The organism is Caulifigura coniformis, assembly GCF_007745175.1.
In the GTDB taxonomy this organism is placed as follows: domain Bacteria; phylum Planctomycetota; class Planctomycetia; order Planctomycetales; family Planctomycetaceae; genus Caulifigura; species Caulifigura coniformis.
In genome coordinates this window covers 5,250,779-5,274,732 of record NZ_CP036271.1, presented here as the reverse complement: position 1 = coordinate 5,274,732, position 23,954 = coordinate 5,250,779, and the positions used below count along the sequence as shown (strand labels likewise).

Annotated in this window: 20 protein-coding genes; 5 read left to right on the top strand and 15 right to left on the bottom strand. The window is 62.1% G+C overall.

The genetic code is table 11. From position 1 onward, the window contains the following. Positions 1-36: 36 nt before the first annotated feature. Complete coding sequence (locus Pan44_RS21170) at positions 37-1,665, top strand: hypothetical protein (RefSeq protein WP_145033553.1); 1,629 nt, start codon at positions 37-39, stop codon at positions 1,663-1,665. A gap of 34 nt (positions 1,666-1,699) precedes the next feature. On the opposite strand, the gene Pan44_RS21165 is transcribed toward Pan44_RS21170, so the two are convergent. Both Pan44_RS21165 and Pan44_RS21160 read right to left on the bottom strand, forming a co-directional pair. Next, positions 1,700-3,544, bottom strand: coding sequence for an FAD-dependent oxidoreductase (locus Pan44_RS21165; protein ID WP_145033550.1), 1,845 nt, complete (start codon positions 3,542-3,544; stop codon positions 1,700-1,702). Between the two features lie 106 nt (positions 3,545-3,650). Continuing rightward, complete coding sequence (locus Pan44_RS21160; protein ID WP_145033547.1) at positions 3,651-5,003, bottom strand: enolase C-terminal domain-like protein; 1,353 nt, start codon at positions 5,001-5,003, stop codon at positions 3,651-3,653. 295 nt (positions 5,004-5,298) lie between these two features. On the opposite strand from Pan44_RS21160, the gene Pan44_RS21155 reads away from it, so the two are divergent. The 3 genes from Pan44_RS21155 (at position 5,299) to Pan44_RS21145 (ending at position 7,664) form a co-directional block, all read left to right on the top strand. Further along, positions 5,299-6,030 carry a hypothetical protein gene (locus Pan44_RS21155; RefSeq protein WP_145033544.1) on the top strand — a complete coding sequence of 244 codons (732 nt, stop codon included), beginning with the start codon at positions 5,299-5,301 and terminating at the stop codon, positions 6,028-6,030. A 154-nt stretch (positions 6,031-6,184) separates the two neighbouring features. Beyond that, positions 6,185-7,270, top strand: coding sequence for a histidinol-phosphate transaminase (gene hisC, locus Pan44_RS21150; protein WP_145033541.1), 1,086 nt, complete (start codon positions 6,185-6,187; stop codon positions 7,268-7,270). A gap of 100 nt (positions 7,271-7,370) precedes the next feature. After that, entirely contained in the window at positions 7,371-7,664 is a 294-nt protein-coding gene (locus tag Pan44_RS21145; RefSeq protein ID WP_145033537.1) for a hypothetical protein, read from the top strand. A gap of 23 nt (positions 7,665-7,687) precedes the next feature. On the opposite strand, the gene Pan44_RS21140 is transcribed toward Pan44_RS21145, so the two are convergent. The 7 genes from Pan44_RS21140 to Pan44_RS21110 form a co-directional block, all read right to left on the bottom strand. Beyond that, positions 7,688-10,558: a c-type cytochrome domain-containing protein gene (locus Pan44_RS21140; RefSeq protein WP_145033533.1), complete on the bottom strand. Its 2,871-nt coding sequence runs from the start codon at positions 10,556-10,558 to the stop codon at positions 7,688-7,690. A 108-nt stretch (positions 10,559-10,666) separates the two neighbouring features. After that, positions 10,667-10,900, bottom strand: a complete 234-nt coding sequence (locus Pan44_RS21135) for a C2 domain-containing protein (protein WP_145033530.1) — start codon at positions 10,898-10,900, stop codon at positions 10,667-10,669. A gap of 174 nt (positions 10,901-11,074) precedes the next feature. Beyond that, on the bottom strand, positions 11,075-12,424 hold the full coding sequence (locus tag Pan44_RS21130; RefSeq protein WP_145033527.1) for a tetratricopeptide repeat protein: 1,350 nt from the start codon (positions 12,422-12,424) through the stop codon (positions 11,075-11,077). Beyond that, positions 12,421-13,596, bottom strand: a complete 1,176-nt coding sequence (locus Pan44_RS21125; protein ID WP_145033524.1) for an FG-GAP repeat domain-containing protein — start codon at positions 13,594-13,596, stop codon at positions 12,421-12,423. Before Pan44_RS21125 ends, Pan44_RS21130 begins: the two co-directional genes overlap by 4 nt. A 173-nt stretch (positions 13,597-13,769) precedes the next feature. Further along, entirely contained in the window at positions 13,770-14,225 is a 456-nt protein-coding gene (locus Pan44_RS21120; protein WP_145033520.1) for a carboxypeptidase-like regulatory domain-containing protein, read from the bottom strand. A 236-nt stretch (positions 14,226-14,461) separates the two neighbouring features. Then, positions 14,462-15,463, bottom strand: coding sequence for a DUF1559 domain-containing protein (locus Pan44_RS21115; RefSeq protein ID WP_145033517.1), 1,002 nt, complete (start codon positions 15,461-15,463; stop codon positions 14,462-14,464). A gap of 248 nt (positions 15,464-15,711) precedes the next feature. Next, positions 15,712-17,493, bottom strand: coding sequence for a tetratricopeptide repeat protein (locus tag Pan44_RS21110; protein WP_145033514.1), 1,782 nt, complete (start codon positions 17,491-17,493; stop codon positions 15,712-15,714). Between the two features lie 952 nt (positions 17,494-18,445). Here Pan44_RS21110 and Pan44_RS21105 point away from each other — a divergent pair. Next, complete coding sequence (locus Pan44_RS21105) at positions 18,446-18,694, top strand: hypothetical protein (protein WP_145033511.1); 249 nt, start codon at positions 18,446-18,448, stop codon at positions 18,692-18,694. A gap of 627 nt (positions 18,695-19,321) precedes the next feature. Here the strand turns inward: Pan44_RS21105 and Pan44_RS21100 are convergent. From Pan44_RS21100 to Pan44_RS21075, 6 genes are all read right to left on the bottom strand, one after another. Continuing rightward, the gene (locus tag Pan44_RS21100) at positions 19,322-19,666 is read right to left on the bottom strand and encodes a hypothetical protein (RefSeq protein WP_145033508.1); all 345 of its coding nucleotides are present in this window, start codon (positions 19,664-19,666) and stop codon (positions 19,322-19,324) included. Between the two features lie 15 nt (positions 19,667-19,681). Then, positions 19,682-20,155, bottom strand: coding sequence for a hypothetical protein (locus tag Pan44_RS21095; RefSeq protein ID WP_145033505.1), 474 nt, complete (start codon positions 20,153-20,155; stop codon positions 19,682-19,684). A 14-nt stretch (positions 20,156-20,169) separates the two neighbouring features. Further along, entirely contained in the window at positions 20,170-21,792 is a 1,623-nt protein-coding gene (locus tag Pan44_RS21090) for a terminase large subunit domain-containing protein (protein WP_145033502.1), read from the bottom strand. Beyond that, positions 21,789-22,199: a hypothetical protein gene (locus Pan44_RS21085; RefSeq protein WP_145033499.1), complete on the bottom strand. Its 411-nt coding sequence runs from the start codon at positions 22,197-22,199 to the stop codon at positions 21,789-21,791. Before Pan44_RS21085 ends, Pan44_RS21090 begins: the two co-directional genes overlap by 4 nt. A gap of 145 nt (positions 22,200-22,344) precedes the next feature. Then, positions 22,345-22,938, bottom strand: coding sequence for a recombinase family protein (locus tag Pan44_RS21080; RefSeq protein WP_145033496.1), 594 nt, complete (start codon positions 22,936-22,938; stop codon positions 22,345-22,347). 272 nt (positions 22,939-23,210) lie between these two features. Next, entirely contained in the window at positions 23,211-23,918 is a 708-nt protein-coding gene (locus tag Pan44_RS21075; RefSeq protein WP_145033493.1) for a hypothetical protein, read from the bottom strand. Positions 23,919-23,954 lie beyond the last annotated feature (36 nt).

Sequence of the window (23,954 nt, the reverse complement as noted above, 5' to 3'; positions counted from 1 at the left end):
GGCAACGGCGGCGAAAGATGCAAGGAAAAGAAACCCATGGGCTACCGGTTGGCTGTAGCCGCCTGCTTCGGCGCAATACTGTGCGCTGCGGTTTCGGGACAGGACGCGAAGAAGCGGGCGTCGCCTGAGGAACGCGTTATCACCGGAACGGTCGTCGATCAGGCCGGAATGCCGGTGAACGGCGCCGACATCGGCCTGCAGGTCTGGCGTTATGATCGCGAGACTCGGCTGCCGAATGGGGACTTCGCGTCCGTCGCTCAGACGGCGGCGGATGGAACATTCCGACTGGTCGTCCCGGAAGGCCTGGATCCGTCGCTTCAACAGGGCACGGTCTGGGCGATCGCTGAGGGGCAGGTTCCGCAGTCGAGCACGTCGACGCTCAAACGGCATGTGTCGCATCCGGTGAAGCTGAAGCTGGTCCCAGCGGTCGAGACGATCGTGCGGGTCCTGGACATCGATCAGCGTCCCGCACCGGGCGTGCGAGTCCGCGTCTTATCGCAAAGAGGACGATACACAATCGGATTCCCATTTCCGCCGCCATGGCGTGAGGGGCTGACCGGTACGACCAATGACCGTGGCGATGCGTGGATCGAGCATGTTCTGCCGGATGCGATCGATGGCATCCTGATATCCCGTGATGGGATGGCCGATGTTCGGCTCGATCCGAATTTCTTTCTCAATCGTCGCCCGGCGAAGTCCGGCCCGACGTTCACCGTGATTCTGCCGTCGACGGGTTCCATTCTTGGCCAGTTCACCGCTGAGGACGCCGGGGTCCGGCTGCGTCGAAAGTTTCGAGTGCAGACTCGTTCCGAAGAACCGGTTTTGGGACTGACGATCTGGGGGGAAAAAGAGGTGGAGTCGGATGATGTGGGGCACTTTCGGATCGACGGAATCGCCGCCGGGCGAGTGACTGTACCGCCGTTTCTTCCTCCCCAGGAGCCCTGGCGAGCGATGGTTCCGCTTCGCGTCGCCGTCATGCCTTCGGAAACCTTGACCTTAAGAATTCCGCTCGTCCGAGGTGTGAGCGTCCGTGGACAGCTGCGGAAGGGAGATACGAAAGAAGGCGCGCCCGACAACGCGCTGACGCTGATCTACGGTCACTCCGCAGAAGACAATTCGTCGATGCTCGAGAAATTTGAGCTGACGACGGACCGTGACGGATTCTTCACAGCCATCGTGCCGCCGGGAGCAATCCAGCTTCGGCTGCAGGGCTCTCCGGAAGGCTATTGCAACGTCGACTGGTGGAAACCGAATCGCAAGGGGAGCTATGGAGTCGGCATGGAGGTTCCCGCGGGAGTGACGAGCTTCGAGCTCGCGCCGGTCGACTTTGACCGGACGCGGGAACTCAAGGGCCGACTCGTCGACCGCGACGGCGCTCCGCTGCATGACTGGACTGTCTACGGCTACCCGGACATTCCAGGCAGGGAGCCGGACAGCGTTATGAACAGTTTTCCGGGCGTTCAATCCGACCAGGACGGCACGTTCGCGGGCACGCACCCGATGTCTTATCCCCCAACCGCCTGGAAGGTCAGCTACCGGGAATGGACGACGCCCTTTGAATTTGAAGACCGCAAGTTTCCGGCGCAGGCGATCTCGCAGGATCCGTTGGTCCTGCGTGTGGATGTTCGCAAAGCCGACCTGAAGGACGCGCGCAAGAATCCGTAGGCCACCTCGCGTCTGGCAATACATAACTCGCGAGTTATCGTCCGTTGTTCGTTGCCTCAAATGCGGCGGAGATGAACCGGCCTCGCGTTGTCTTTCCGTCCGCCGCGGGCAGCGCATCGGCGGACAGGTTCTGCGAGATCGCGATCTCCCGCCATTTCCCGGCAAGCTCGGCATCCAGGACGCAATCGAGCTCCGCTGCGTGGCCCGGGGCGGCTTCGCTGTACTGGCCATGCAGCTTCTTTCCGCGAATGCCTCGCGAGGTCACGGGAGTCGAGGCCAGTCCATGCAGTCCGCCTGCCGTGCCCCACCACTGCACCGCTTCAAACTGCGGATGCCCGGGGAGCACGTCGCTGACATAGATCGTCGAACTCCCCCGACTGTGCAGCTTTCGCTGCAGGGCCGGGACGTCGACTTTCTGGACCGCGATGCCTGATTTCGCCGCGACTCCCGCGGCATGCCCGGCCGCCTGGCCCAGCGACATCCAGATCGGTTCGAGACGCAGCGCACAGAATCCCACATGCGTCGACGACGCCGCCACGGGAACCAGCAGGTTCGTCATCTCGGAAGGCAGGAGCACGCCATAGGGAATCTGATACGGAGGGACCGGGTTGTAGAACTCGCCCGTGTGCTTCCCTCCGAATCGAGGACCTTCGTGCAGCGTTCCATGGCAATTGTTGCCGTAGTCGCCCATCGCAATCGCGTCCTCGTGCAGCACGGCTCGCGCATCGCCGGGGGTATGCATGCTGTCCTGCTGCTTGAAGACGTACTGTCCGCGCATCCGCCGGGCCTCGCGAACATACAGCTGCGGCGGCAGCCCTCCGGTCTCGGTGAATTCATCCTTGCACCACCCCCACTCACGGGCCTCATCGCGGAATTTCGCGGGGACCGCATCGTCGTTCTGCAGGAAGTACAGAAGGCCGACCTGATCACGCACGTGCTCCGCGAAAACCGCGGCCCGAGTGGCGGCATCACCCGTCGGCCAACCCAGGTTCTTGCCCGGCAGTGAGAGTCGCACCAGGCCCTGCGACACGTCGTTGATGTCGTACTTGGCGTTCGGAAGCGGCGGCGTCTGGGCCTTGAACAGGCACTCCCGTGGGTAGTCGAAAACCTTCTTGATCTTCCCGGTCTCCAGGACCGGAATGATGCCGACGAAGTCCTCCCGGCGATACCCCGCAGGCGCCACGGGCGTCACGCGGTTCGCCGGGTCGTTCGTCATGATGAACCGGAAGTTGTAGGCCTGAAGCTGGCCATCGGGCTCCTCGGGAGCCAGCGATTCACCGAACTCGCCGCGCCCTTCGCGGCCGGCCGACCACGGAACCCCCGCGGCCGCCATCAGGTCCCCCTCGTACGTCGCGTCGATGAACACCTTGCCGTGAATGGCGAATTCGTCGCCACCGGCTCCCCGCAGCTTCAGCGACTCCACGTGGCGTTTGTCCGATAACGTTGGCCCAACCAGCACGGTGCTTCGAAGCACGGTGATGGAGGGTTGCTCCGCCAGCATCGCCTCGAACACCGCAAGGTTCACCTTCGGTTCGGCGAACACTCCTCGCCAGCAATCGCGAACGTGCTGGCTCTCCGGGCCGTATTCCTTGGCGTAGTGCGCCTCGACGCGGCGGCTGAACTCGAGGAACGCTCCGGTGAGGCTTTCCAACGAATGAAAGTCCGTATGACTCAATCCGCTGGTCACCAATCCGCCGACGCGCGGTGTCGGCTCAATGAGGACGACCGAAGCCCCTTCCCGCGCAGCCCCAAGCGCGGCAGCGAGGCCTCCCGGAGTACCGCCATAGATGACCACGTCCGCCTGGTCGGGCGGCGCCCCGAGCGCCCCCGTGGCGAAAACGATCAGCAGGGCAAGCACCACATTCAACGTCGTACGCATGAGCGATCCAATCCAGCCGGGGTGAGAGCAGCAACAGCGACCGGTCCAAACGCAAAACACCCCGCCTGCCAGGAAGCAGCCGGGGTGTTTGTGGATGACATGACGATTACCAACCGAGTCCGTCGGCCGTCAGCACGCTCGTGTTGATCGTGCCGTCCTTGATGTCGAACAGCCCCGGGAAAGTGCGGGCCAGTTTCCTGTTCGCGCTCGGGCAGTATTGCCGTGCATTCCCTTCGATCGTCGAGACGCCGGGGACCCGGGCCGCGAGACTGGCGGAATGCAGGAAGGCCGCGCCAGGGCAGGTCAGGTCCTGCACGCACAGGAACATCCCGAATTTCTGGGCGGCGGCGGCAGCGAACAGCGCCTCGCTGTGCCCCTTGCAGGCCTTCAGCGCCACGCCGCTGTAGCCGAGGTCCCGGGCCATCAGCAGGGCGTCGTAATCGATGAGCGATTCATCGATCACCACCGGCTTCAGCTTCGCGGCGGCGTGCATCTTGTTTTCAGAGCTCGCCTTGAGGTCCCGATGCGTCGGCTGCTCGATGTACTGGATGCGGTCGTACGCGCTCGGCGCCTGCTCTTTCACCTTCTTCAGGAAGTCGAGCACGTAGTCGACGTTCGGGCACTTCTCGTTGAAATCGAGCGAGTAGTTCCAGTTCGCGACCTTCTTCTTCTGCTGGGCCTCGACGACGACCTTCTCGACTGACAGAACGCGATTCACGTCCCAGCCCAGTTCCTCGCCGTTCAGCTTGATCTTGAAGTGCGTCAGCCCCTCGGCGGCAATCCACGCATCGAGCGATTCGGGCAGGCCGTCCTTGATCGGCTTCTCGACGTCGGCCGGCGTCAGCGCATCGAGGGCCCCGACCAGATGGTACAGGCCCAGCGTCGGCGTCGGCTGGCGGAGCGTGTACTTGTCGAGGTATTCCCCCGCGAAATCCTTGTCGAGGTATTCCGACAGGTCCCGGTTCATGTACTGCTTCGACAGCATGTTGTAGCTGTTCTGCAGATTGACCCGGCCGAATGCATCGTGGATCGCCGCATCGAGGGGGCTGGCGGCCACCAGCGCCGCGAGGCGGGGCATGCTCTCTTCCATGCCCAGTTTCTTGGCGACGACTTTCCCCAGGTGGTCGTACTCACCCGAAAGGTCGTACACCAGATCGAGCGGATGCTCGTAGGTATCGAACGTGGTTGCGATGTCGACGACTTCCTGTGCGAAGTCGAGCATCGCCTGCTCGGTCTGTTCGGGCGAGACCTGAGTGGAAGGCCAGGCCCAGATGTTGCCGGCCGGCATGCTTCCAAAACCCACCGCATGCTTCTTGCCGCGAGTTTCGACCGACACCGTCACGTTGATGAGCGTGGAATGCTCCATGGTTCGCCCGCCAAACTTCAACGGCGAACGGAACGTGCAGGGTTCAAACGAAATCTCGGCTTCCACGACCCGAATGTCGGACGCCTTGGGCATGACCTCTTTGCAATGTTAGAGACAGTGCTTGGTGATCGCTCACGATGACGATCACAATTCGCCGACGGTCACGGCATACAATCGACCGTCAAACGGAGCGCTGCATGGGGAGCCGGAGGCTGGCGGATTTTATCGGTGAGTTTCGATGCGTTTCAAGAAGTCCTTGAACGAAATGAGGGAACAGCGCCAACTCGCTGCCAAACGCTGGCTGTCCCGAAAAACACCGATTGTTGAGAGTTCCCGATCTGAACTACCCTTGAAAGACGCTCACGGACGCCCTCAGGGAGACATCGGGATGCTGCATTCAGGCCTGCGAGCTCGAACGAGATTCCCGTGGGTTCCCGTCGACTTTCGCCCGCTGATGACGGCCTGCGCCATCGTTCTGGTCGTCACGACCGCCTGGACCAGGGCGGCCGACACCAACGCTCCAGCAGCCGAATCGACGACTCTCGACCGCTGCGAGCTCTATCCCCTCGCTGTCGGAACCCAGTGGATTTTCCAGTCGGGCCCCCTCATCGTGCGGGAGAAGGTGACCGCACACGAAGAGATGCAAGGAGAGCTGTGCGCCCGGATCGACACGCTTTATGAAGACCGCGTCGTCAGTTTTGAGCACCTGGCCGTCCGCAGCGATGGCGTTTACCGCGTGGCCGTTTCCGGAAAGCCAGTCGAGCCCCCGCTCAAGTTTCTGAGTCTTCCTCCCCAGGCCGGTGCGAAGTGGTCGGTGGCGTCGAAAGTCGCCGACAAGATGATCCGCGGGGACTTTGTCGCAAGCGAAGGCCAGTTCCACGTGCGCAGCTCGAACGGCGATCGGGACCAGACGTTCAAGACCCACCGTGTCACGGGGGAGAACTTCCAGGCCGCCGGCGAGTCGGTTTCAATGAGCTACGACTTTGTTCCGCAGTTCGGAAAAGTCCGGCAGACGGCCAGGACGGCCGGGCTGGAGACGACGATGGAACTGAAGGACTTCCACGAGCCGGGCCAGACGCCGACGCGGACCGCCCGGGGCGGCAGCAATCTCCTGAGGTAATCGTTCCGGCCGCCTCCCACGGCCGGCCGAACATCGGGCGCCGGCCGCGTGTCATTTGGCGGGTGATTCGCTACATCACCCGTTTGCCGCCCGCGATTTTCGTCCGAGATTCGCCCGGCCTTTTCCCTTTGTCGTCCCTGAGCTTCGTCCGCGCATGTCCCTCTTCCGCCCTGCCATTGACCGCACCGCCGCCTACGTCCCGGGCGAGCAGCCGCAGGAATCGGGCTGGGTGAAGCTGAACACGAACGAGAATCCTTATCCTCCCTCCCCCCGCGTGGCTGACGCGATTGCCGCCGCTACGTCGCGCCTCAACATCTACCCCGATCCGCTCGGGACGTCGTTTCGGAAGGCGGCCGCCGGCCTGTTCGGCCTCGACGCCGACTGGATCCTGCCGGCCAACGGCAGCGATGAAAACCTCACCATCCTGCTCCGGGCCTTCATTGATCCGGGCGATGTCGTCCTCTCTCCCTATCCGAGCTACATCCTCTACGAGACCCTCGCCGGACTGCAGGACGGTCGCTACGAGCGGCTGGTCCTCAACCCCGACTGGTCGTGGGACTTCGATGCGATCGCCGCGCGCGTGGCCAACGCAAAACTCGTCTTCGTTCCCAATCCCAACTCCCCGTCGGGCAATCGCTGGTCGGATGAAGACCTCCTGAAACTCCTCCCGCCGCACGGCATCCTCGTCGTCGACGAAGCCTATGGCGACTTTTGTGACCAGCCACACCGGATGGAACTCCTGCACCGGCCCGAAGGCAAGCGGATCGTTGTGACACGCACGCTGAGCAAGTCGTACAGCCTCGCCGGCCTGCGGCTCGGCTTTGCCGTCGCGCATCCCGAACTGATCGCCGGAATGCGGAAGATCAAGGAAAGCTATAACTGCGACGGACTCGCCCTCGCGGGAGGCGAAGCGGCCATCCTCGACCAGGCCTGGATGCTGGAGAATCGCCGCAAGGTCCTTGCCACGCGGGCACGGCTCACGTCGCGACTTCGCGAAGCCGGTTTCCACGTCGTCGACAGCCAGGCCAACTTCGTCTGGGCCACGCATCCGGCCGGAGGCCACAAGGCCATCTACGAGTCTCTCAAATCGAATCGGGTGCTGGTCCGCTACATGCGATTCCCCGGAGCGCTCGCCGGCAAAACCGGGGACGAATCGATCGTCGATGGCCTCCGGATCACCGTCGGCACCGATCCGCAGGTCGACCGCTTCCTCGAAGTCCTGGCCTCCCGATCGGCATGATCGGCGCAATCCTCCCGCGCAGTTGAACTGCTCGCGGGGCATCTTTCTGAAAAGCATCCGGGCTTCGGAATCGGCCTGAAGATCGACGCCGGCATTGACGATGCCGACGGTGGATCGTCAGGAGTTTTCGACCGTGTTGACCCGCGCGCTTTTTCTCGGAACCGGCGTGTACGTCGCCTGCGTGGGCGCGATCCTGTTCTTCGTCCAGACCGTGACGCTCCACCCCTGCTCTCCCAGCGGCTCGACCATCGTCCGCTGGCTGACCACCGACGCCACCGGCCAGGGCCGCGTCATCAACCCGCCGGACTGGCTCCCTTACATGCTCGTCGGCATGGGGGGCGTGACCGTCCTCTACGCAATCGCGCTCCCCAGGGCAGCCTGGAAGCACGAATAGCAGCGGCGCGAAAAGTCCGGCTCCTACGGGCCCGCCACCTGCTTCTTCTTCCGCACGTGGAGGATCACAGGCGGAGTCGCCTGGGCTCCATCGGCTGTCGTGCGGACGAAGAAGGGACGTGTCTGTTCCGCCGCGACCTTTGATGCCGTGATGAAGAACTCTCGTTCCGTCTGGCCGTCGAGCAGCAGCAGCCCGTTGAGGCCGATGTTGTCGACATACACTCCATACGGCAGGTTGCGTCCGGCATCGGCGACTCCGAACGGCAGAACTCCGTCAAATCCTTTCCGGTCGACGATCAGCTTCAGCATGATCGTCTCGCCCGGCTCGATCTCGAACTCGAGCGGACCGTTCTCCGGCGCGGCCACCGGCCTCGCCCCCGATTCGTTGACCGCAATCCGGGGAAGCACCTTCGCCGCCGGCCCGAGCTTGAACTCGCTGAATCCGGCAACCTCCTTCACGACGACGGCGTCGTTGATCCGGGCGGTCGCCGTCAGTTGAATCGACTTTTCGATATCCTTAGGCAGTTCGGCAAGCTCGGCCCGCGCGGAGATCAGGCCAAAGGCCTCGATCTGGCCCGCTTCGATCACGACAGGCGAAATCGCTGTCAGCCCATCGGCTAAGCCGGAAATGGCTACCTCGATCGGCCCTTCGTAGCCGTCATCACGACGGGCGGTGATTCGGAACTCCTTCCCGCTCCCGGGGCTGATGGCCAGCTTCCTGTCGCGCAGCGTGACCTCGAAGTTCGGCTTCGGGGGGCGCACGGTCAGGGTGTAGTTGTATTTCTCTCCCTCCTGGCCCCGCACATCCTTCAGGCGGACGATGTAGTCGCCATCGGCCGGCGCCGTGAACGTGAGGCGTGAATCGGAGCCGAGTTCGCGGCGGGCGTCGTCGTCGTTCTCGGAGTACACCGTAAACACCGGGAGCCCGTTCGGGATCAGCGTCGTCCCCGGCGCATGCGGACGGACGATATAGCACGGTTCACCCAGCGCATGGGCGAGGCCCGTCGTGTCGAAATATCCCCATCGAGATCCTTCACCCGGGTACATGAGGAATCCGGAATCTGGCCCCCGCGGGTAATGCCAGAGCTTCACCACCTCGCCGTTGCAGTAGAGCAGCTCGTTCAGCTCCATCTCTTCCCAGTTAAAGATGCGGAAGTCGTCGGCCTGGGTCCCGTTCTTGCCGCGGAACGTGAAATACGAGTCTTTCACCGCCTGCAGTTCGACGCGCGGGATTCGCTCCCCGGCGGCCGTCAGCACTTCAATCTGGGAATCCAGCGGCGACTTGCTCCGGGCCGCATTCACCTCGAGCACGATTGCCTGGCCGGCTTTGGCCGGGAATCGAAAATGGTCGACGTCCGGTCGGTCGTCGCCGGCCGAATGGACAATGCCGGTCGCCGTCCCGGGAGCTGTGATAGGCGTGGCCGAGCCCGGCTCATTGTTCGGCTCCTGCTCGGCAGTCGTCGCCATTTCAGACGGCATCGGCATCGGTTCCGCCGGTGTCGCGGCGACCGTGGGGAGCGTCGTCGCTGTCGACTTCGCCTGGGGGATGTCGTAGCGGGCCAGTGAGCCATCGAGCCGCCCGACGAAGAACTCACGCCCATCTCCCGACACGGCCAGGGCCACAGGCAGCGAGGGCTGCGACTCGTACAAGTGAATCTCCGTCAACCGCGTTGTCTCCCAGAGCTTGATGGTCCGGTTGTCCGCCGCCGTGATCAGGCGCGAACCATCTGGAGTCAGCGCCATCTGCAGGATCGCGCCCTCGTGGGCGAAGCGGGCTTCAATCTGGGGATTGATTGCGGGCTTCGTCTTCGAGACGAACTGCCACACCCGGATCCGGCTGTCGGCGCCGCCTGCGAGGACCCGTTCGCCATCGGGAGAAAACGCGACGGCGTAACATTCCTTCAGCGGCTGGATGAGCGTATCGAGGCGTTCGCCCGTCGAGGCCGCCCACAGCTTGCACGTATCGTCGGCGCTGGCCGTCGCAACCACCTTGCCGTCGGGGCTGAAGGCGACATCGTAAATCGCCCCGGTATGTCCTTCGAGGACCCGCAGCTGCGCGCCCGATTCGGCGTCCCACAGGATCGCGCGGCGGTCGTAGCTGCACGTCGCGACGAGTTTTCCATCCGGCGACAGTTCGGCGTCATAGACCGTGTCGCGATGACCTTCGAATTCTCTCAGCTTCTCAAGACGCCCCTCGACCACTTCCCACAGCGACGCCTTTCCGGCCAGGCCCGGCACCCCTGACGCGCAGATCAAACGCTCGGAATCGGCCGAAAAATGGAGCGACTGGACCTTTCCCGCAAGCCCCGTCAGCGTCCGGACCGTTCCCCACTCTCCCACTTTCGGCGCATCAGCTCGCGCCAGGTTGGCCCTCGTCAGGACGTGCACGGCCTCGAACCCGGCTACGGCCAGTCGCCTGCCGTCGGGCGACGCAGCAATGGCTGTCACCGGCTGCCGCTTCACCCGCGAGGCGATCGAGGGGACGACGAGTCGGGGGCGATCCGGCTCACTCCCCGAAGGACCTTTCGCCCCGGAATCGATCCATGCCTTGAGAACGGCGATTTCGCCTTCGGTGGGCTGCGTTTCGCCCTCCGGCGGCATCTTCGGATCGCTGGCGCCGGTGATTAGCCGGATCAATCGGCTCGAACCGCTGTCGCCGGCCAGAAACGCCGGGCCATGCTCCCCCCCCTTCTGGAGTTCGGGCCACGTCGAGACCGAGAACTTCCCTTCCGGCTCGTCCGACTTGTGACACCCGGCACAGTATTTCGTCAGCAGCGGAGCAACCTGCGTGGAATAATCGGGAGCAGGATCAGCGCCGCATGACGGCGCCGCGGCCCAGGCCGCAATCACGGCCAGCAGGCCCCACAGACAGACAGGCGCGCAACCAAGTCGCATCGACTCCACTCCACTTGAGCGTCAGGGAGAGTCCCGATCCGCCAGCGTAAACCAGCCGAAGGCGACGGTCGAGAGTCGGCCTCCCCCTCTCAGGCCCTGCAGCCCTTCTCAGCCCTCGGGCCCAGTCGAGCGGATATGGGCAATCGAGTCGCGCCATTGCTGGACGGCGGCGGGGTCGGTCGAATCGGCCGCGATGTCGACGACGTTCCACGTCTTGCCGGTGTAGGTTCCTCGATCGACTTCATCGATCAGGATGAGGTTCCAGCCCGGAACGCGCGGGTCATACAGCGTGATGAGATGCGCACTGCGCAGCACGTCATCCGAGGGGTTCTGGTAGATCATGGCGGCGGAGGCGGTTGCAGCATTGAAACCGGCTTCCCCGCAACACTCGGCATGCCTGCCACGGCCGACGGGACGCCCGAACTTCTTGTTCGGCGCTCGCCAGTCTATCGCACGGCCGCGCCTGAAAGAACCTGAATGTTTTCGGAACGCGAAGATCGCTGATCGAGGACCGCGTCAGAGGGCCGATTCCCCAAGCACGACCGCGGCCCGGCCGAAGTGAGGATTCAGCACCAGGCATTTCTCGTAGGCCTGCCGAGCCATCAGTTGATTGCCACTGCTCGACTCCGCTTCCCCCAGGTAGAACCACGCAAGGTCCTGCGCGGGATCCAAGCGGACCGATTCGTTCAGCGCGGCCAGCGCCTCGGGAAGCTCATTCCGACGGAACGCCTCGATTCCCTCGTAACAAAGCGCACGGGCCGTATGAAAGCGGGCCTTGTCGGCGTCTTTGACCCGCTCGAAACACAGCGACAGGCGACGATGAATCTCGCTGTCCGGCCGCATCTGGAGCACGCGCAGGTAGATCTCCAGCGCCTGGTCCCAATGCCGCTGCATCGTATGCGCATCGCCGAACAGCATCAGAGTTTTGGGCGTCACGGCCGCCGATTCGAAATAGTCCATCAGCAGACGTTCCGTGATCTCCGGCTGTTGAAGCTGGAGTTCCAGTTCGGCGAGCATCGGGGCAAGTTTGTGCTGGTCTTCCGCGTTGAGGCTCTCCATCAGTTCCAGGAACCCCGCGGCGGCCGCCTTGTCCTGCCCCTGGGAACGCCACTTCTGAAACGCCGCCACTTTCGAGCCCGCCCCGTAGCGAAAGCGCGTCGGCCCGAGGAACTGGTGATGATCCGTCAGCTGCACCTTCTCCGGGGCCGTTTCAATGAGCCGACGGGTCCGGGCAGGCTCTGAGCCTGTCTTCAATGCCTCCTCTGCCAGCGCACGAAGTTGTCTCGGCTGCAGCGATCCGGGGAACCTTCGATCCAGTTCATCGAGAATCGGAAGCGCCTCTTTGGCCCGATCGGAACGGACAAGAATCTTTGCGAGCTGGAAAGCCGACGGCGGAAAATTGGGATGCCGTCGAAACGCCAGTTCCGCCGCGTTGGTCGCCTCTTTCCGCAGCTGGCCGCGACCGATGTGATACCAGCACGTCGATTCCTTCACCGGCGGGGCGATTTCGGCCGCCTGCTGCAATTGGTCGATCGCCTCATCGAGGCGTCCCAGTCTCTGAAGCGCGTAGCCCCGGGCATACCGGATATCGAAGGAGTCGGGCTCCAGCCGGAGCGACTCGGCCAGCGTCGCTTCGGCCTCCGGTAAGAACCCGAACGCCAGGTAGGCCTCCCCCAGCTGCAGCCATCGTTCGGGCGAACGCCCAACGCGCGTGCGCAGTTCGCGCAGCTCTTCCGCCGTCGCGGGATCCAGCCGCGCCCACTGGACCTCCGGCGGCACGCGCTGCGTCAACCGCCAGCCAATCGCCGCACCACCTGCCAGTAACTCCAGGGCAATCAGCACGGCCGGAAGAGTGACACGGCTCATGGCGTCCCCTTTGTCGTCGGGCTCCACGACGTCATCCGCCCGAGGCGGTCGAAAGGCGATGTCAGATGCAGCCCGCCAGCGACGATGTCGTCCCGCCCGTCTCCATTGAGGTCGCCGCAATCGACCGTCACCAGGTGCGTCGGCTTCTCGTCGATCTGCCACGGCCGGAAGTTCTGCTTTCCGTCATTCTCCAGCCAGATGATGCTCGCATGCCGCGGATCATCCCAGTCGTTGAACATGCTCACGAGGACCACGTCGCGATGCCTGTCGCCGTTGAGATCGCCGACGGCCGCGGCGTAGGTCCCCCCGAATGTCGCGATCCGCTGGACGTCGAACGTCCAGTCCCCCCGATTCCGAAACCACAGGCAACCATGATAGGGCTGCGGATAGCTGTTGATGTCCTCGAGGTTGTCCCCCACCGGCAGCACCAGGTCGATCAGTCCATCCTGGTCCAGGTCATCAGCCACGAGTCCCGCCGAACCCAGGTCGAAGTTCGGAGTTGACCACAGCTTCCGCGACTGAAACTTCCCCTCTCCGACGTTCTCGAAGCCCCACAGTTCTTCTTCATCCTGTGAAACGATCGTCACGATGTCGGTCCGCCCGTCCCGGTTGAAATCGGCCAGGGGGACGTGAATGGCACCTGGGGCGGAGTGCAGCGAATGATCGCGAAACTTGAGGTCCCCCATGTTCTCCAGCCACAGCACTTCGCCGCGGTCGTAGCCGAATGCCGCGACGACGAGGTCGATCCGCCCGTCACCGTTCAGATCGCCAGCCTGCACATCGCTGACGCGCCGCACATCGTCCAGAACAACCCGCTTTTCAAAGCGCGGCGTCCCCTTCCCGGCCGCTTCCGTCACGTTCTTCAGCAGGATGACACGCCCGATCACGCCATCTTCGGGCCAGATGCTGCCCAGTTCCGCGACCAGCACGTCGTTGCGGCCATCGCCATCCAGATCAACGACAGTGGCATGGGCAGGGGCGACTAGGTCCTCGCCAAGCCGATGCTCTTCCCATGAGCCTGCCGGCGTCTGTCGATACCACCAGACCGTGTTCAAACGCGCGTCGCACGCGAGGACGTCCGACCGGCCGTCCCCGTCGAGATCGGCGATCCGGACGTTCGTGATCCAGGGAGGAGTCACGGCGTCCGGCCCGATCGTCGATTTGGCGAACATCAAAGGCGAGCGCGGGAATTCCGAACCTCCGCGTTCCACTGATGAACTACGTCGCAGGGGCGCAAGGAGCAAATATGCGATCGCGAAGAGAATCGGCAGCGCGCAGACAATACCATAAAGCCACAAATGGCTCTGCTTCCCCGGCGGCGCAACGTTGGGCTCGGCAGCAGGCGTCACTTGCCCTGGAGTTCTAGGATCATTGGCTCACTCTTATCGGTGCAGTTCGGCTGAAGTGGCGTTGTGGTGGGGCTCGTGTACTTCAGTGGAATGGTCTCGACGCCACCATGATCCATTGCAGATTCGCCGCTTGGGATTGGGCTGCCATCCGACTTCATCATCCGGGATAGAACGATTCGATATCGCCCTGGCTCGATACCGTCTTTTCCTGACTGATGCTTGACTGCGAATTTCCCCTCCGAGTCCGTCGCCGCGAATCCGCCGGTCCCTTTGGTGTCGTAATCCGGAATAAATGAGACGGACACCCCAGAAAGTGGCTGTCCCTTCAGCTTCACAACACCAGTTGCAGGAACCAGAACAGCCGGAGCCTCATCTGCCGCACCACTACAGCCGGAAGCCAGAAGGAAAGAGGCCATTCCCATGGCGACGAGTTTGGTCGCGAGATTTCGCATTAATTCACACATCTAATCGATTCACTCCCAAACCAGGAATGCAGGAACCATTCCTGAGTGAAACCGCTGAATGCCAACATTCACTCGCGAAATGTCGCGAGAATGCCACTGAGTTTGTAACGCGACATTCTTGAACAGAACAACCCAACTCAGGATGTATCGACGAGTATTCGGATGCCGGGTGATATCGGCATCCGAATACTCAATCTCATTCAAATGCCTCGCCCCTTGGGTCGTCAGAACTCTCCGACGGGCTGATTGTCAGCGATGTAAGCCAACCGCGTCTGCGTGGTCCTATCGACATTCTGACTGATGAAGCGGACTCCACCGTCGCCAAGAGTGACGTGGGCACCGCCCACATGGAAGCTTCCAGGCGTTCCCCAGTGGGCCACGTGCCCCAGATTTGGCTTGGAGAACGGAGTCGGAGTATCCCATGAACAACAGCGCCAGAAATTGATCCCGTCCACGTAGGCAAAATCAATGCCACTGCTGGTATGGTTCGCATACCCCCACATCGCCGTGATGCCATTGTGAAGATTCAAAGTCGTTTCGGCGACCATTACCGCGTTACTCGTTCCGTCGCTGATGTCGCGAAGCCGGGCCGAGTTGTTCACCCCGAACATGCGCCGCGTCTCTCGTGCGAGCCCGTCGTAGGCAGTCACGCTAGCAGTCGCCGTTCTCTGAACGTTGAAGTCATAGCATGTCTTCGCGCCATAAATTCCCGCCGTCGTCGCCGCGGCAGAGATCTTGTATTGGCCAGCGGTGTCTGCACCGCGATAGAGCGGATCGCCGCTGTCGCTGGGACAGAGTAGCATCGTCAACGACTTCGACACCACGTTGCGATTAACCAGGTCTGGATTGCCCGCCAGGACTGCGCCCGGAGCCACGTTCCGCTCCGCTGCTGCGGCGGTGTGGTCGTACTGGTTATACAGCGGCCCCTGCTCGAACATCGGCAGCAGCATCGTCCATCCTCGTGCGTTGTGAACGCGCGTCGGCATCGCTGATCCGGCAGTCACGCTGCCGTGCCCCATCGTCGAGAACGGGAAGATCCCGTGCGTGTCGTGATAGTTGTGCAGCGCCAGTCCGCACTGTTTCAGATTGTTCTTGCATTGAGTCCGCCGGGCGGCCTCACGCGCCTGTTGCACAGCCGGAAGCAACAGAGCGATCAGGATCGCGATAATCGCGATCACCACCAGCAATTCGATGAGCGTAAAGCCCACCCTCCGAGAACGCGCCATTCCAAACTCCTGAACAAAAAAAGAGCAAAGAAGTTATTCCAGAAGCGCAGTAGTCACTCTCAATACTCGGCCCGTAGCGGTTAATCAACACGAGAAATTAACTGGACGAGCGTCGTCACGCCACGTGAGAAAACACAAAATTGCCGTCATTAGTGGAAAGCGTCTCGCGAACGATGCTGGTTCTGCGGAGCCCTGCAGGCACAACCACGCACTCGTGTCTGCCGGGGGTCGTGGCATCCCCACGGCAGTCATCGGGACTCATTGCCGACCGGCGACGAACGCAGCTTCTGCAGCACCCGCCGGACTTCGACCGGGATCTCGGCCACCTCCGATTGCGTCCGTTCCAGCTCGCGCTGCAGCTCCTCCTCCGCGCCCAGCCGCTGCAGATTGATGCACAGGAACATCCGCGCGTCCAACGACTGGGGCCAGAACTCGATCGTGCGCCGAAACTCCTCATTCGCCTCCACCAGCGATCCGCGATCGCTCAGGAGCAGCCCCAAGTGGTAGTGCGCGAGCGGATAGTCGGGATTCAGCGCAAGTGCCTTCCGGAATCGGCTTTCCGCCTCCGCCACCCGTCCGGGATCAACCATCTGGACGCCCCCCAAAGCCGTTTCCGCAAACCAGTTGGCCTCCGTCACCGCCAGCGTGTGGGTCAGCAGACGCTCCGAATTCTCCCACAAACGGCACTGGCGGAACCCGAGAACGCCGGCCGCGAGGACAATGACCAGTCCCGTGGCCCATCGCAGCGGTCGCGGAACTCCCACCGCAGAAAACGCACCGGAGAAGGTCCAGACCAAGGCCACGGAGATCCCGATCATCGGGACGTACGTGTAGCGGTCCGCCAGCGCCTGATTGCCGACCTGGATGATCCCGATGACCGGCAGCAGCGAAACCAGGTACCAGCCCCACCCGGTCCAAAAGGCCGGCAGAGTGCGTCGACACCTCCATGCAATCGATGTCGCGCCGACGAGAGCCAGCAGGGCAACCACAGCCTCTGAGCGCGCCGGCGGAACGAGCGGATAGAACACCGCCAGATCGAACGGCCAGAACAGCTTCCCCAAGTATCGCCAGCAGCTCAGAGCCGCGTTCCCAATGCGATCGCCAAGTGGATATCGCTCGAGCGCCTGTACCGCCTGCCCGGCCGTCTGGGCCCAGATCGCGATGGCCGAAGACAGAATGGACAGCCCCACAAACGGCAGTTTCTCGATCACCAGCTGACGAAATGTCGGCTTCGCACGACCTGGCCGGTCGAGGGGGCCTTCCGAACGATCGAGCCTCTGAAGGGGCCACCAGTCCAGCAGGAGCATCAGCACCGGGAGCGTCACGAGCATCTGCTTGCTGAGCAGGCTCGGCAGGAACGCGACCAGGGACGCCGCGCAGGCACGAAGGGAGCCGGTTCTGGTGAACCGCACGTAAAACAGCGAGGCGATCAGGCCGAAGAACGTGCTCAGCACATCCTTGCGTTCGCTGACCCACGCCACCGACTCGACATGCAGGGGATGGACGCAGAACAGCGCCGCCACGAGCAGGCTCCGAGCTGCACTCCCGGTCATCCTGTTCAACAGCACGAAAAGCAATGCGGCGTTGATCGTGTGGAGCGCCACGTTGGTCAGATGGAATCCACCAGCGAAGTCCCCCCAGACCTCCACGTCCAGCATCAGCGACAGCCACACCAATGGAATCCAGTTGGCCCCATAGGCCGTCGGGCTGAACGCCCATTGGATGCCCTTCCACGACAGCCCGCCCAGGACATGTACGTTGCCGGTCACGTACTCCTGGTCATCCAGCTGGACAAATCCGAACGTCACCGTCTGCCCATAGACCAGGACACTCAGCAGCACCAGGATCGCGATTGCCCATCGAGTCGGCCGCGTCGAGGACGCCGCCGAACTCCGCCCCGCCCCGCCTGGCTCGACGCGGCTGATCGACTTCCCCCCGGTCGTCATGCTCATAGGCCTGTCGAGGTCCTGAACGTCGGGCTCATCGAGTTCACGGCATTCCTTGCGGTGCCCCCCAGTCGAATCCCGCAAACCGCCTCTCGGACGTCAGGCGCCGTGGTGGCGCGTGCCATCAAGGGCCGAGTATGTCGACTTTTCGCGTCCGTGCGACCAAGGCGTCCGGAAAGGAACGGACGCCGGTGAGCGTTCGGCTGCAAAGTCGCGAAAGTCCTACGGAACTGAGGGCTTCGGCGGTTTGCCAGCCCCCGGGCGGTCGATAGACTTGGCCTCGGTATTCGATCCCTCCCGGCGTCTCCCGCCCCCCGCGCGGATGGACGCCAACGCCGGAATGGAATGCCGCTCAACAACTTGCTCCCGTAGCTCAGGAGGATAGAGCAACGGTTTTCTAAAGGGACTTGGCCTCATTTTGCCGTCGGTAAAATTTGCTGGCGACTAGGTATTCTCCACGCCAAATGGCAAATTCAAGGCTCTGCAAAATACGTCGTTTTGGGACGCTTCGCGCGCTTTTGCGGGCGTAATTACTCCCGGAGCTTCGGAGCACTTCGACCTGCAGGCCTATCGCTTGCCCTCGCCACCGAGAAGCACGTAGGACGTGTGTCGGGAGCCGACGTGGCTCTATTCCCGCAGCGGCACACAGAGGTCTCTACGGCAGCAGGAGCACGGCGCAATCCGAGCGAGATTCCTCTTTCCTAAAAGAGTTGCCACAAAAGAGCGACCCGCGACCCGTTCCCAGCTTTTTGTGGCTCGTTTGCACGTAGGCATATCGACCCGCTACCGACCCGGCATCGACCCGACCAACCATGCCGGCGCGGCTGCCGGCCCGCCGTCGGAAGCGAGAAGAATTGTTCGCGCATGCAGGGCCGTTCCAGATTCTCAAAAAATCGCCAATTGACCGCTGGCTGGACTGCGGGAGAATGATAATGTCCGGCAAGACACCTACACCTCAATCAACGCTGAAGGCCGTTCCAACGTCTTGCCGGACATAGGAGCGGCTTTTGGCATTACAGGGACAGGTAGGTGCAGCATGATGCAGCCGAATTGGTTCGACCAGTCGTTCGATGAGTCGTATGGCCAGATGTGCGGCACGGCGACGCTGGAAGAGAAGGTAGACGCGGCGCTGCAAATCATCACGACCAACCCCCGAATCAGGAAGCTGGTTCAACGGGTTATCGCGCAGCAGGAAGAGAACGACGGTCGCGGAATCTGCGGGGCCTCGCTGTCGCAATCCCTCCGGGGTGAACTCGCGACTGTCCTGAACGAAGATCCAAACTAGTTCAGACGCGATTCGTTCCGTCGTTCGTCCCGTCTGGAGTCACGGATGATTTCTGAGACGTCAATCAGTACGCCCGGGGGCATCTTGTCTGCCGCGTTCTTCAAAAACGAACGCAGCGAGTCTGTTGCTCCTGGGCGTTGTTCTTTGGCTGCTTCGATCAGCGAAGTGTAAACGGCAAGATTGTCGTTCATTTCGATCCTCCCGACCTGGCTCGCCCGCCATTTGGCCGGACGCTATCGGCCCACTGCAACTTCGGCAGCGCGAACATTCGCGGTCCCTATCTTTACCCGGCCAGTTGCGCAGTGTTTGCCGAAGGCTCTCGCTTCGAATTGACCCTGCCACCTTCCCGATCGTATTAGCGTTACGATCCAGCCCGTCCCCTCATCGCCGCCGTGCTTTGGCGCAGGAGGGAAGCGGAGAGATAGGCTTCGTTCGGGGGACTGCTCGGCCCGGCGAATCCGATCTTATTCGGACCAGCCTCGCTGTATCTCACGGTCGACGGCGCGGGAGGAAACAGAGGCCCCCTCAAGAGATTACACGTAGTCAATAGGAACGGCAGCGGGAGGCGGAGAGCCAAGATTCCCGCTGCCGGCGACAACGTCGCACGCCCCACCAAGGGCGCTCCCGTTACTCGATCGCGGACTCCACCCGGCGCTTGTTCGCGATGTACTCCAGATCGGGCCGGCCCGTGTCATCCAGTTCGAACATGTCCGCCGCGCACCGTGGAACGGTGTCCCCGATATCGTTGGGATCGAACGGATTCTGGTTCAGGATGCGAAAGCCGCCTCCGGAACCGGCGTTACGTGCCGGCGAACCCACTCCGCTTGCTCGCTTACACCTCCGGCACAGGTGGCGTGGGTCGCTACAGCAGGTCGGGTTCGGCACTGCCGAATTGGTGATGAGGCCCCCGCCGCCGACAGCGCCGATGACGTCTCGAACAGCTTCAAACGCTTCTTCCAAGGTCAGTGACATCGAAGTCTCCTTTGGTTACAGCCGTTGGAGGGCTTCCAGCGCCTCACGTGCGGCTTCTTGCTTGCGGTAACGCCGCACTTCTTCCTCATCCTGATGGACTTGCATCTGGGCGTTGGCCCTGCGCTCCGGCGCGGTGTGTCGATCGAATGCCGCCCGCCGCTCGTCGACGATGGCCTTCAACGCCGCCAGTTGCTCCTGAGCCTCGGCGAAGTCGTGCGGCAGGTCCCAGCCCTGGTCGGCACATTGGGCCGCCACGAATGTCATGTCCTGTTTCGTCAGGTCGAACTCTCGCTGGGCGAGGTCCAGCCGCGTCTGCAGGTATTTCTTGATGGTGGGGTAATGCTCCGGCTGACTCGGCAACGGCGATTCCACGTACTGCAACGACTGAACGTTGAGTTGCGCCCCGTCCTGAAAGAGAAACCACGATCCGACTTGAACGTGCTCGCCGTGGTCGGCCGTGAGCTGTTCCCACAATTTCACAGGTACCATTTCTTTGCTCTCCGTTAAGTCCGGCCAACTGACCGCATCAACAACCGCCATTCGTGCATGCCGGCGTAGTCAGGACTGCCGCTGTCCGCCGCAATCTGCCGCCGCAGGACGTTCTCCGCTTCGATCCGTAGAAACTCCTGCTCCAGCCGCGAATCCCCTTGCCGACGGCCTTGTCCATCCAGAGCGCCGATCACAACCTTGCGTTTGCCTGCCTCCTGATGGGCGATCAACAGCGCGAGGGCAAACGCCGAAAACGTGTCGCCGTGGCCATCTCCGTCTCTGGGGGACACCAATCGATAGCCATATGGGCGTTCTTCGACTCGGAGCTTCAGAAGGTCTGCATGGAGCGGCGCGCAGGGGAAGAATTGGAATCGCCGGTCGGTAAACGACTCCAGAACCAAGGACGCCATGTCCCGCAGGTTCGCACCGCTGGGAGGAATCTCCTTCATCCACGGCTCGACTCGCGCGGGGAGATGCTGCTGGCGCCGACGATGCCCGGCGTCTGCCTCCAGTCGTTGGGCCAGATGCTCCGCCTGCCACGGGTCAAAGCCAATTCGGCGGAGGGCAAACTTCCTGTCCAAGGCCCTCACGTATCGCTCAACCTCCATCAGGTCGACACGCTTGCCGGGAGTCGGCTTCCAGAGATGGGCATGCGCAAGACGGATACGGCCCTGTTGCGGCGTGCCGTGCTGCCCAGAGGCTAGAACGACGACGGCTGAGGCATCGCGAGACACTCCAAGGTCGATGCCGCCGACAAACGTCCACCCCTTTTCGACACCCGTCATCGGCTGCAGATCGCTTTGGAATGCCGACGCGATGTCCTCCGGCGTCAGGGCATCGCCGCCCCCGGTGCTCCATTCGTTGAGCCAGAGCCGGCGAAAGGCGACGGCCGGGAGCATCCGGCGCTGCTCCTCCAGCCTTTTCTCCGTCATCCACGAGGCCCGCGGTCCATCGAGCCGGGAAAAGACCCACGCCTCATCGGTACGGGCCGCTTCCCGGACGCTCCATGACCACGAATCGACGAATCCCGCATTGGCGATCACGACCAGCAGGCAGTTCTCCCGCTTCGCTGCGGAGGAAATGATGCTGTGCCAGAGTGCGCCGTCGCCTTCCCAATGGGTCAATTCGTCGCAGATGACGAAGTCCGGCAGGATGCCGTAGCTGGAGCCCACGTCCGAGGCCTCGATGCTGAGGGAGCCTCCGGCCCCGGGATGCGACTTGGCCGAGACAACGACCCGGCCAGCCTCGACGGTCAGGATTTTCGCCAGCCACGGATTCAGGCGGAGAACGGTGCTGACCGCATCCTTCAGGAGCCGGGCTTGGTCCTTGTCGGCCGCAAATCCGTAACCACGGAGCGGGCGTGTTGAGAATGCCAACACCCAGCAGACCATGACGGCCAGGTCCGTCGTCTTGCTGTGCCCACGGGGCCGCTCCAGATAGGCACGGAGCCGGGCTGGACGATCTGACCGACCGTTACAGCGGGCCAGACCGGCATCGAGCGCCGCGAAGTCTGCCCCTTGCCAATCGTCCATCGAGTTACCGAGGCGACGGACGGAGCCGGACACATCGATCAGCAGGTCATCACGGAATGCTGAGGGATCAATGGCGTATCTCTCGAAGGTCTTGGCGGAGATCATGCCTTGGCCTCCGCGGTGGCCTTCGCCGGCTGCAACCACGGTGCATTGCCGAGCTTCTTTTCAATACCGAGGCATTTGGCGAGACCGCTCAGGCTGTTGACGGCCTGCACCCACCGGCCGAGCGCTTCGTTGCGATCGATTTCTCCAGAGACAAGTTCGTGCTCAATGGTCTGGAGGATGGCTTCCAGCCACACGAAACGTTCTACGAGTGCTCGCTTCACGCGGCCTAATTCATCGGGACCGCCAAGGTCAGCGACCAGTTCCTCATAGTTGGCCCTCAACGCCTTCGCCAGATCGGTCCGGCCATCCAGAGCAGACAAGAAGCCCGGCTTGAACTTCGCTGGCACAGTCTGGTCCTTGTGCTTCAGGTTCGGCAGGTGGTCGTCGATGTCTCGTTTCCGGGTCATTCGAACGACGTTACGGGTCAACTGTTTGAACTTAATAGCCCTATCACCCACCTATCCCCGTTGTATTCCGGGGTCGAAGCACACAAAAAAGCCGCCTCAACGGGCGGCGGAGAACAGAGGCACATTTTACGCGCAGAGAGGAGACCTAGGCCGGATTGCGGAGTACCGCATAAATCGTGGGCCGGGAGATTTTTACAGCCCTCGCGATGTCTGTAATCGTCTCGCCTTCTGCCTTCATGCGGCGGATCGTCCGCACCTGCACTTCAGTCAGCTGCTTGCGAACTCCCGGCTTGCTGCCCCCCCATCGCTTCCCCTTCCTACGCGCAATCGCCTGCCCCGCCAACACGCGCTCCGCTCGGGTCTCAGTCTCAAACTGGGCGACCGATGCGAGGACATTGGCCATCAACCGTCCTGCGGGCGTGGCGAGGTCCAAGCCATCTTTCAGAGAGATCAGATTCACCCGGCGCTCGCGCAGTTCAGCGAACAATGCTGTCAGCCCCTTCGCCGTCCGGCCCAGGCGATCAACACGCCAAACTACAACAGCCGCAACTTGGCCTTTGCGAACCGCAGCCTCAATCTGCTGCCAGCCCGGCCGCTCCATCGTCAGTCCGCTGGCCTTGTCGGAGTACCATTTCACCGGCTGGTCCTGCGAGTCGGCCCAACGCTTCAAGTCCGGCTCCTGCGACTTGGTGTCCTGTTGGTTGGTCGATACACGGCAGTAGATCGCGACGTGCTTCATGACTGGTCCTCGAATCGAATACTGAACGCATGTTCCGTAATCCTATCCGCGGCCAGCCAAAGTCGTAAACCACGAATTACAATTCAAACGCTACGGAGCGAAACACATGTTGTTGCCAAAAAACACAATTTTACTGTGTTTATTTACAATCTGCCAACCGCCGATTGATACTTTACGCGCGGGGAAGAACCCAGTCTCACCTACATACACAAGGTTATTGGGTACTCAGTCGGGAAATCAGGAGATGCGGGGAGAAGGCCGAGCAAGCCACTTCACGCAGCTGCCCGACTCCGATGTCGATTCAACTCGGTACAGAGCGAGAAGCTGTCTGCCAAAGCAATCGCAAGACCGCCTCTCCACAAATCATCACCTTGCTCAAGCGAAAAGCGGATCGGCGAGTCCAGCTCAACCTCGGACAAGTCAACTTCTCTAACAACGGAAATCGGCAATTTAGATTCATTCAGTGCCCGCTCCAGTCGAATGACGAGCGTGCTTGTTTCCGGATTCAATCGATGGCTATACCTGTCGAAGAAACGGGCGAGCGATTCAAGTGCACGGTCGACGGACTCGCCGAGTGCTTCCATTCCTTTGCTGCCCACACGATCAATCTGCTTTCGAACGCGATCTACATCGTAACCGGCTGCCTGGTCGACAAGAGTCGTGAGCACATTCGTGTCTTCCCGGAGTTCTGGGTCCTCTAGGATATTCAGATCCTGCAAACCTTGTCGGACAGCCAGCACGACATCGGTAAGTGCGACCTTCAACTGCTCATTGACGAGGAGATCCGTTGATCGCCACCGGCTCTCATCGTGCCGATCAAGAATCCAATCGACATACCAAACCGTCACCAGAATCCCGATAAGTTCAGTCCCGAGGTTCAGCCACAGCCCATCCACCGGCCAGAAGTACGCGATGGCCAAGCACAGTCCCGCACTCGCGGCAAGCGGCAAGACGATCTGTTTCAACGGCACTCGGTTCATCGGTGATCGTTCCGGGACTAGGTACAATCCCAGAAC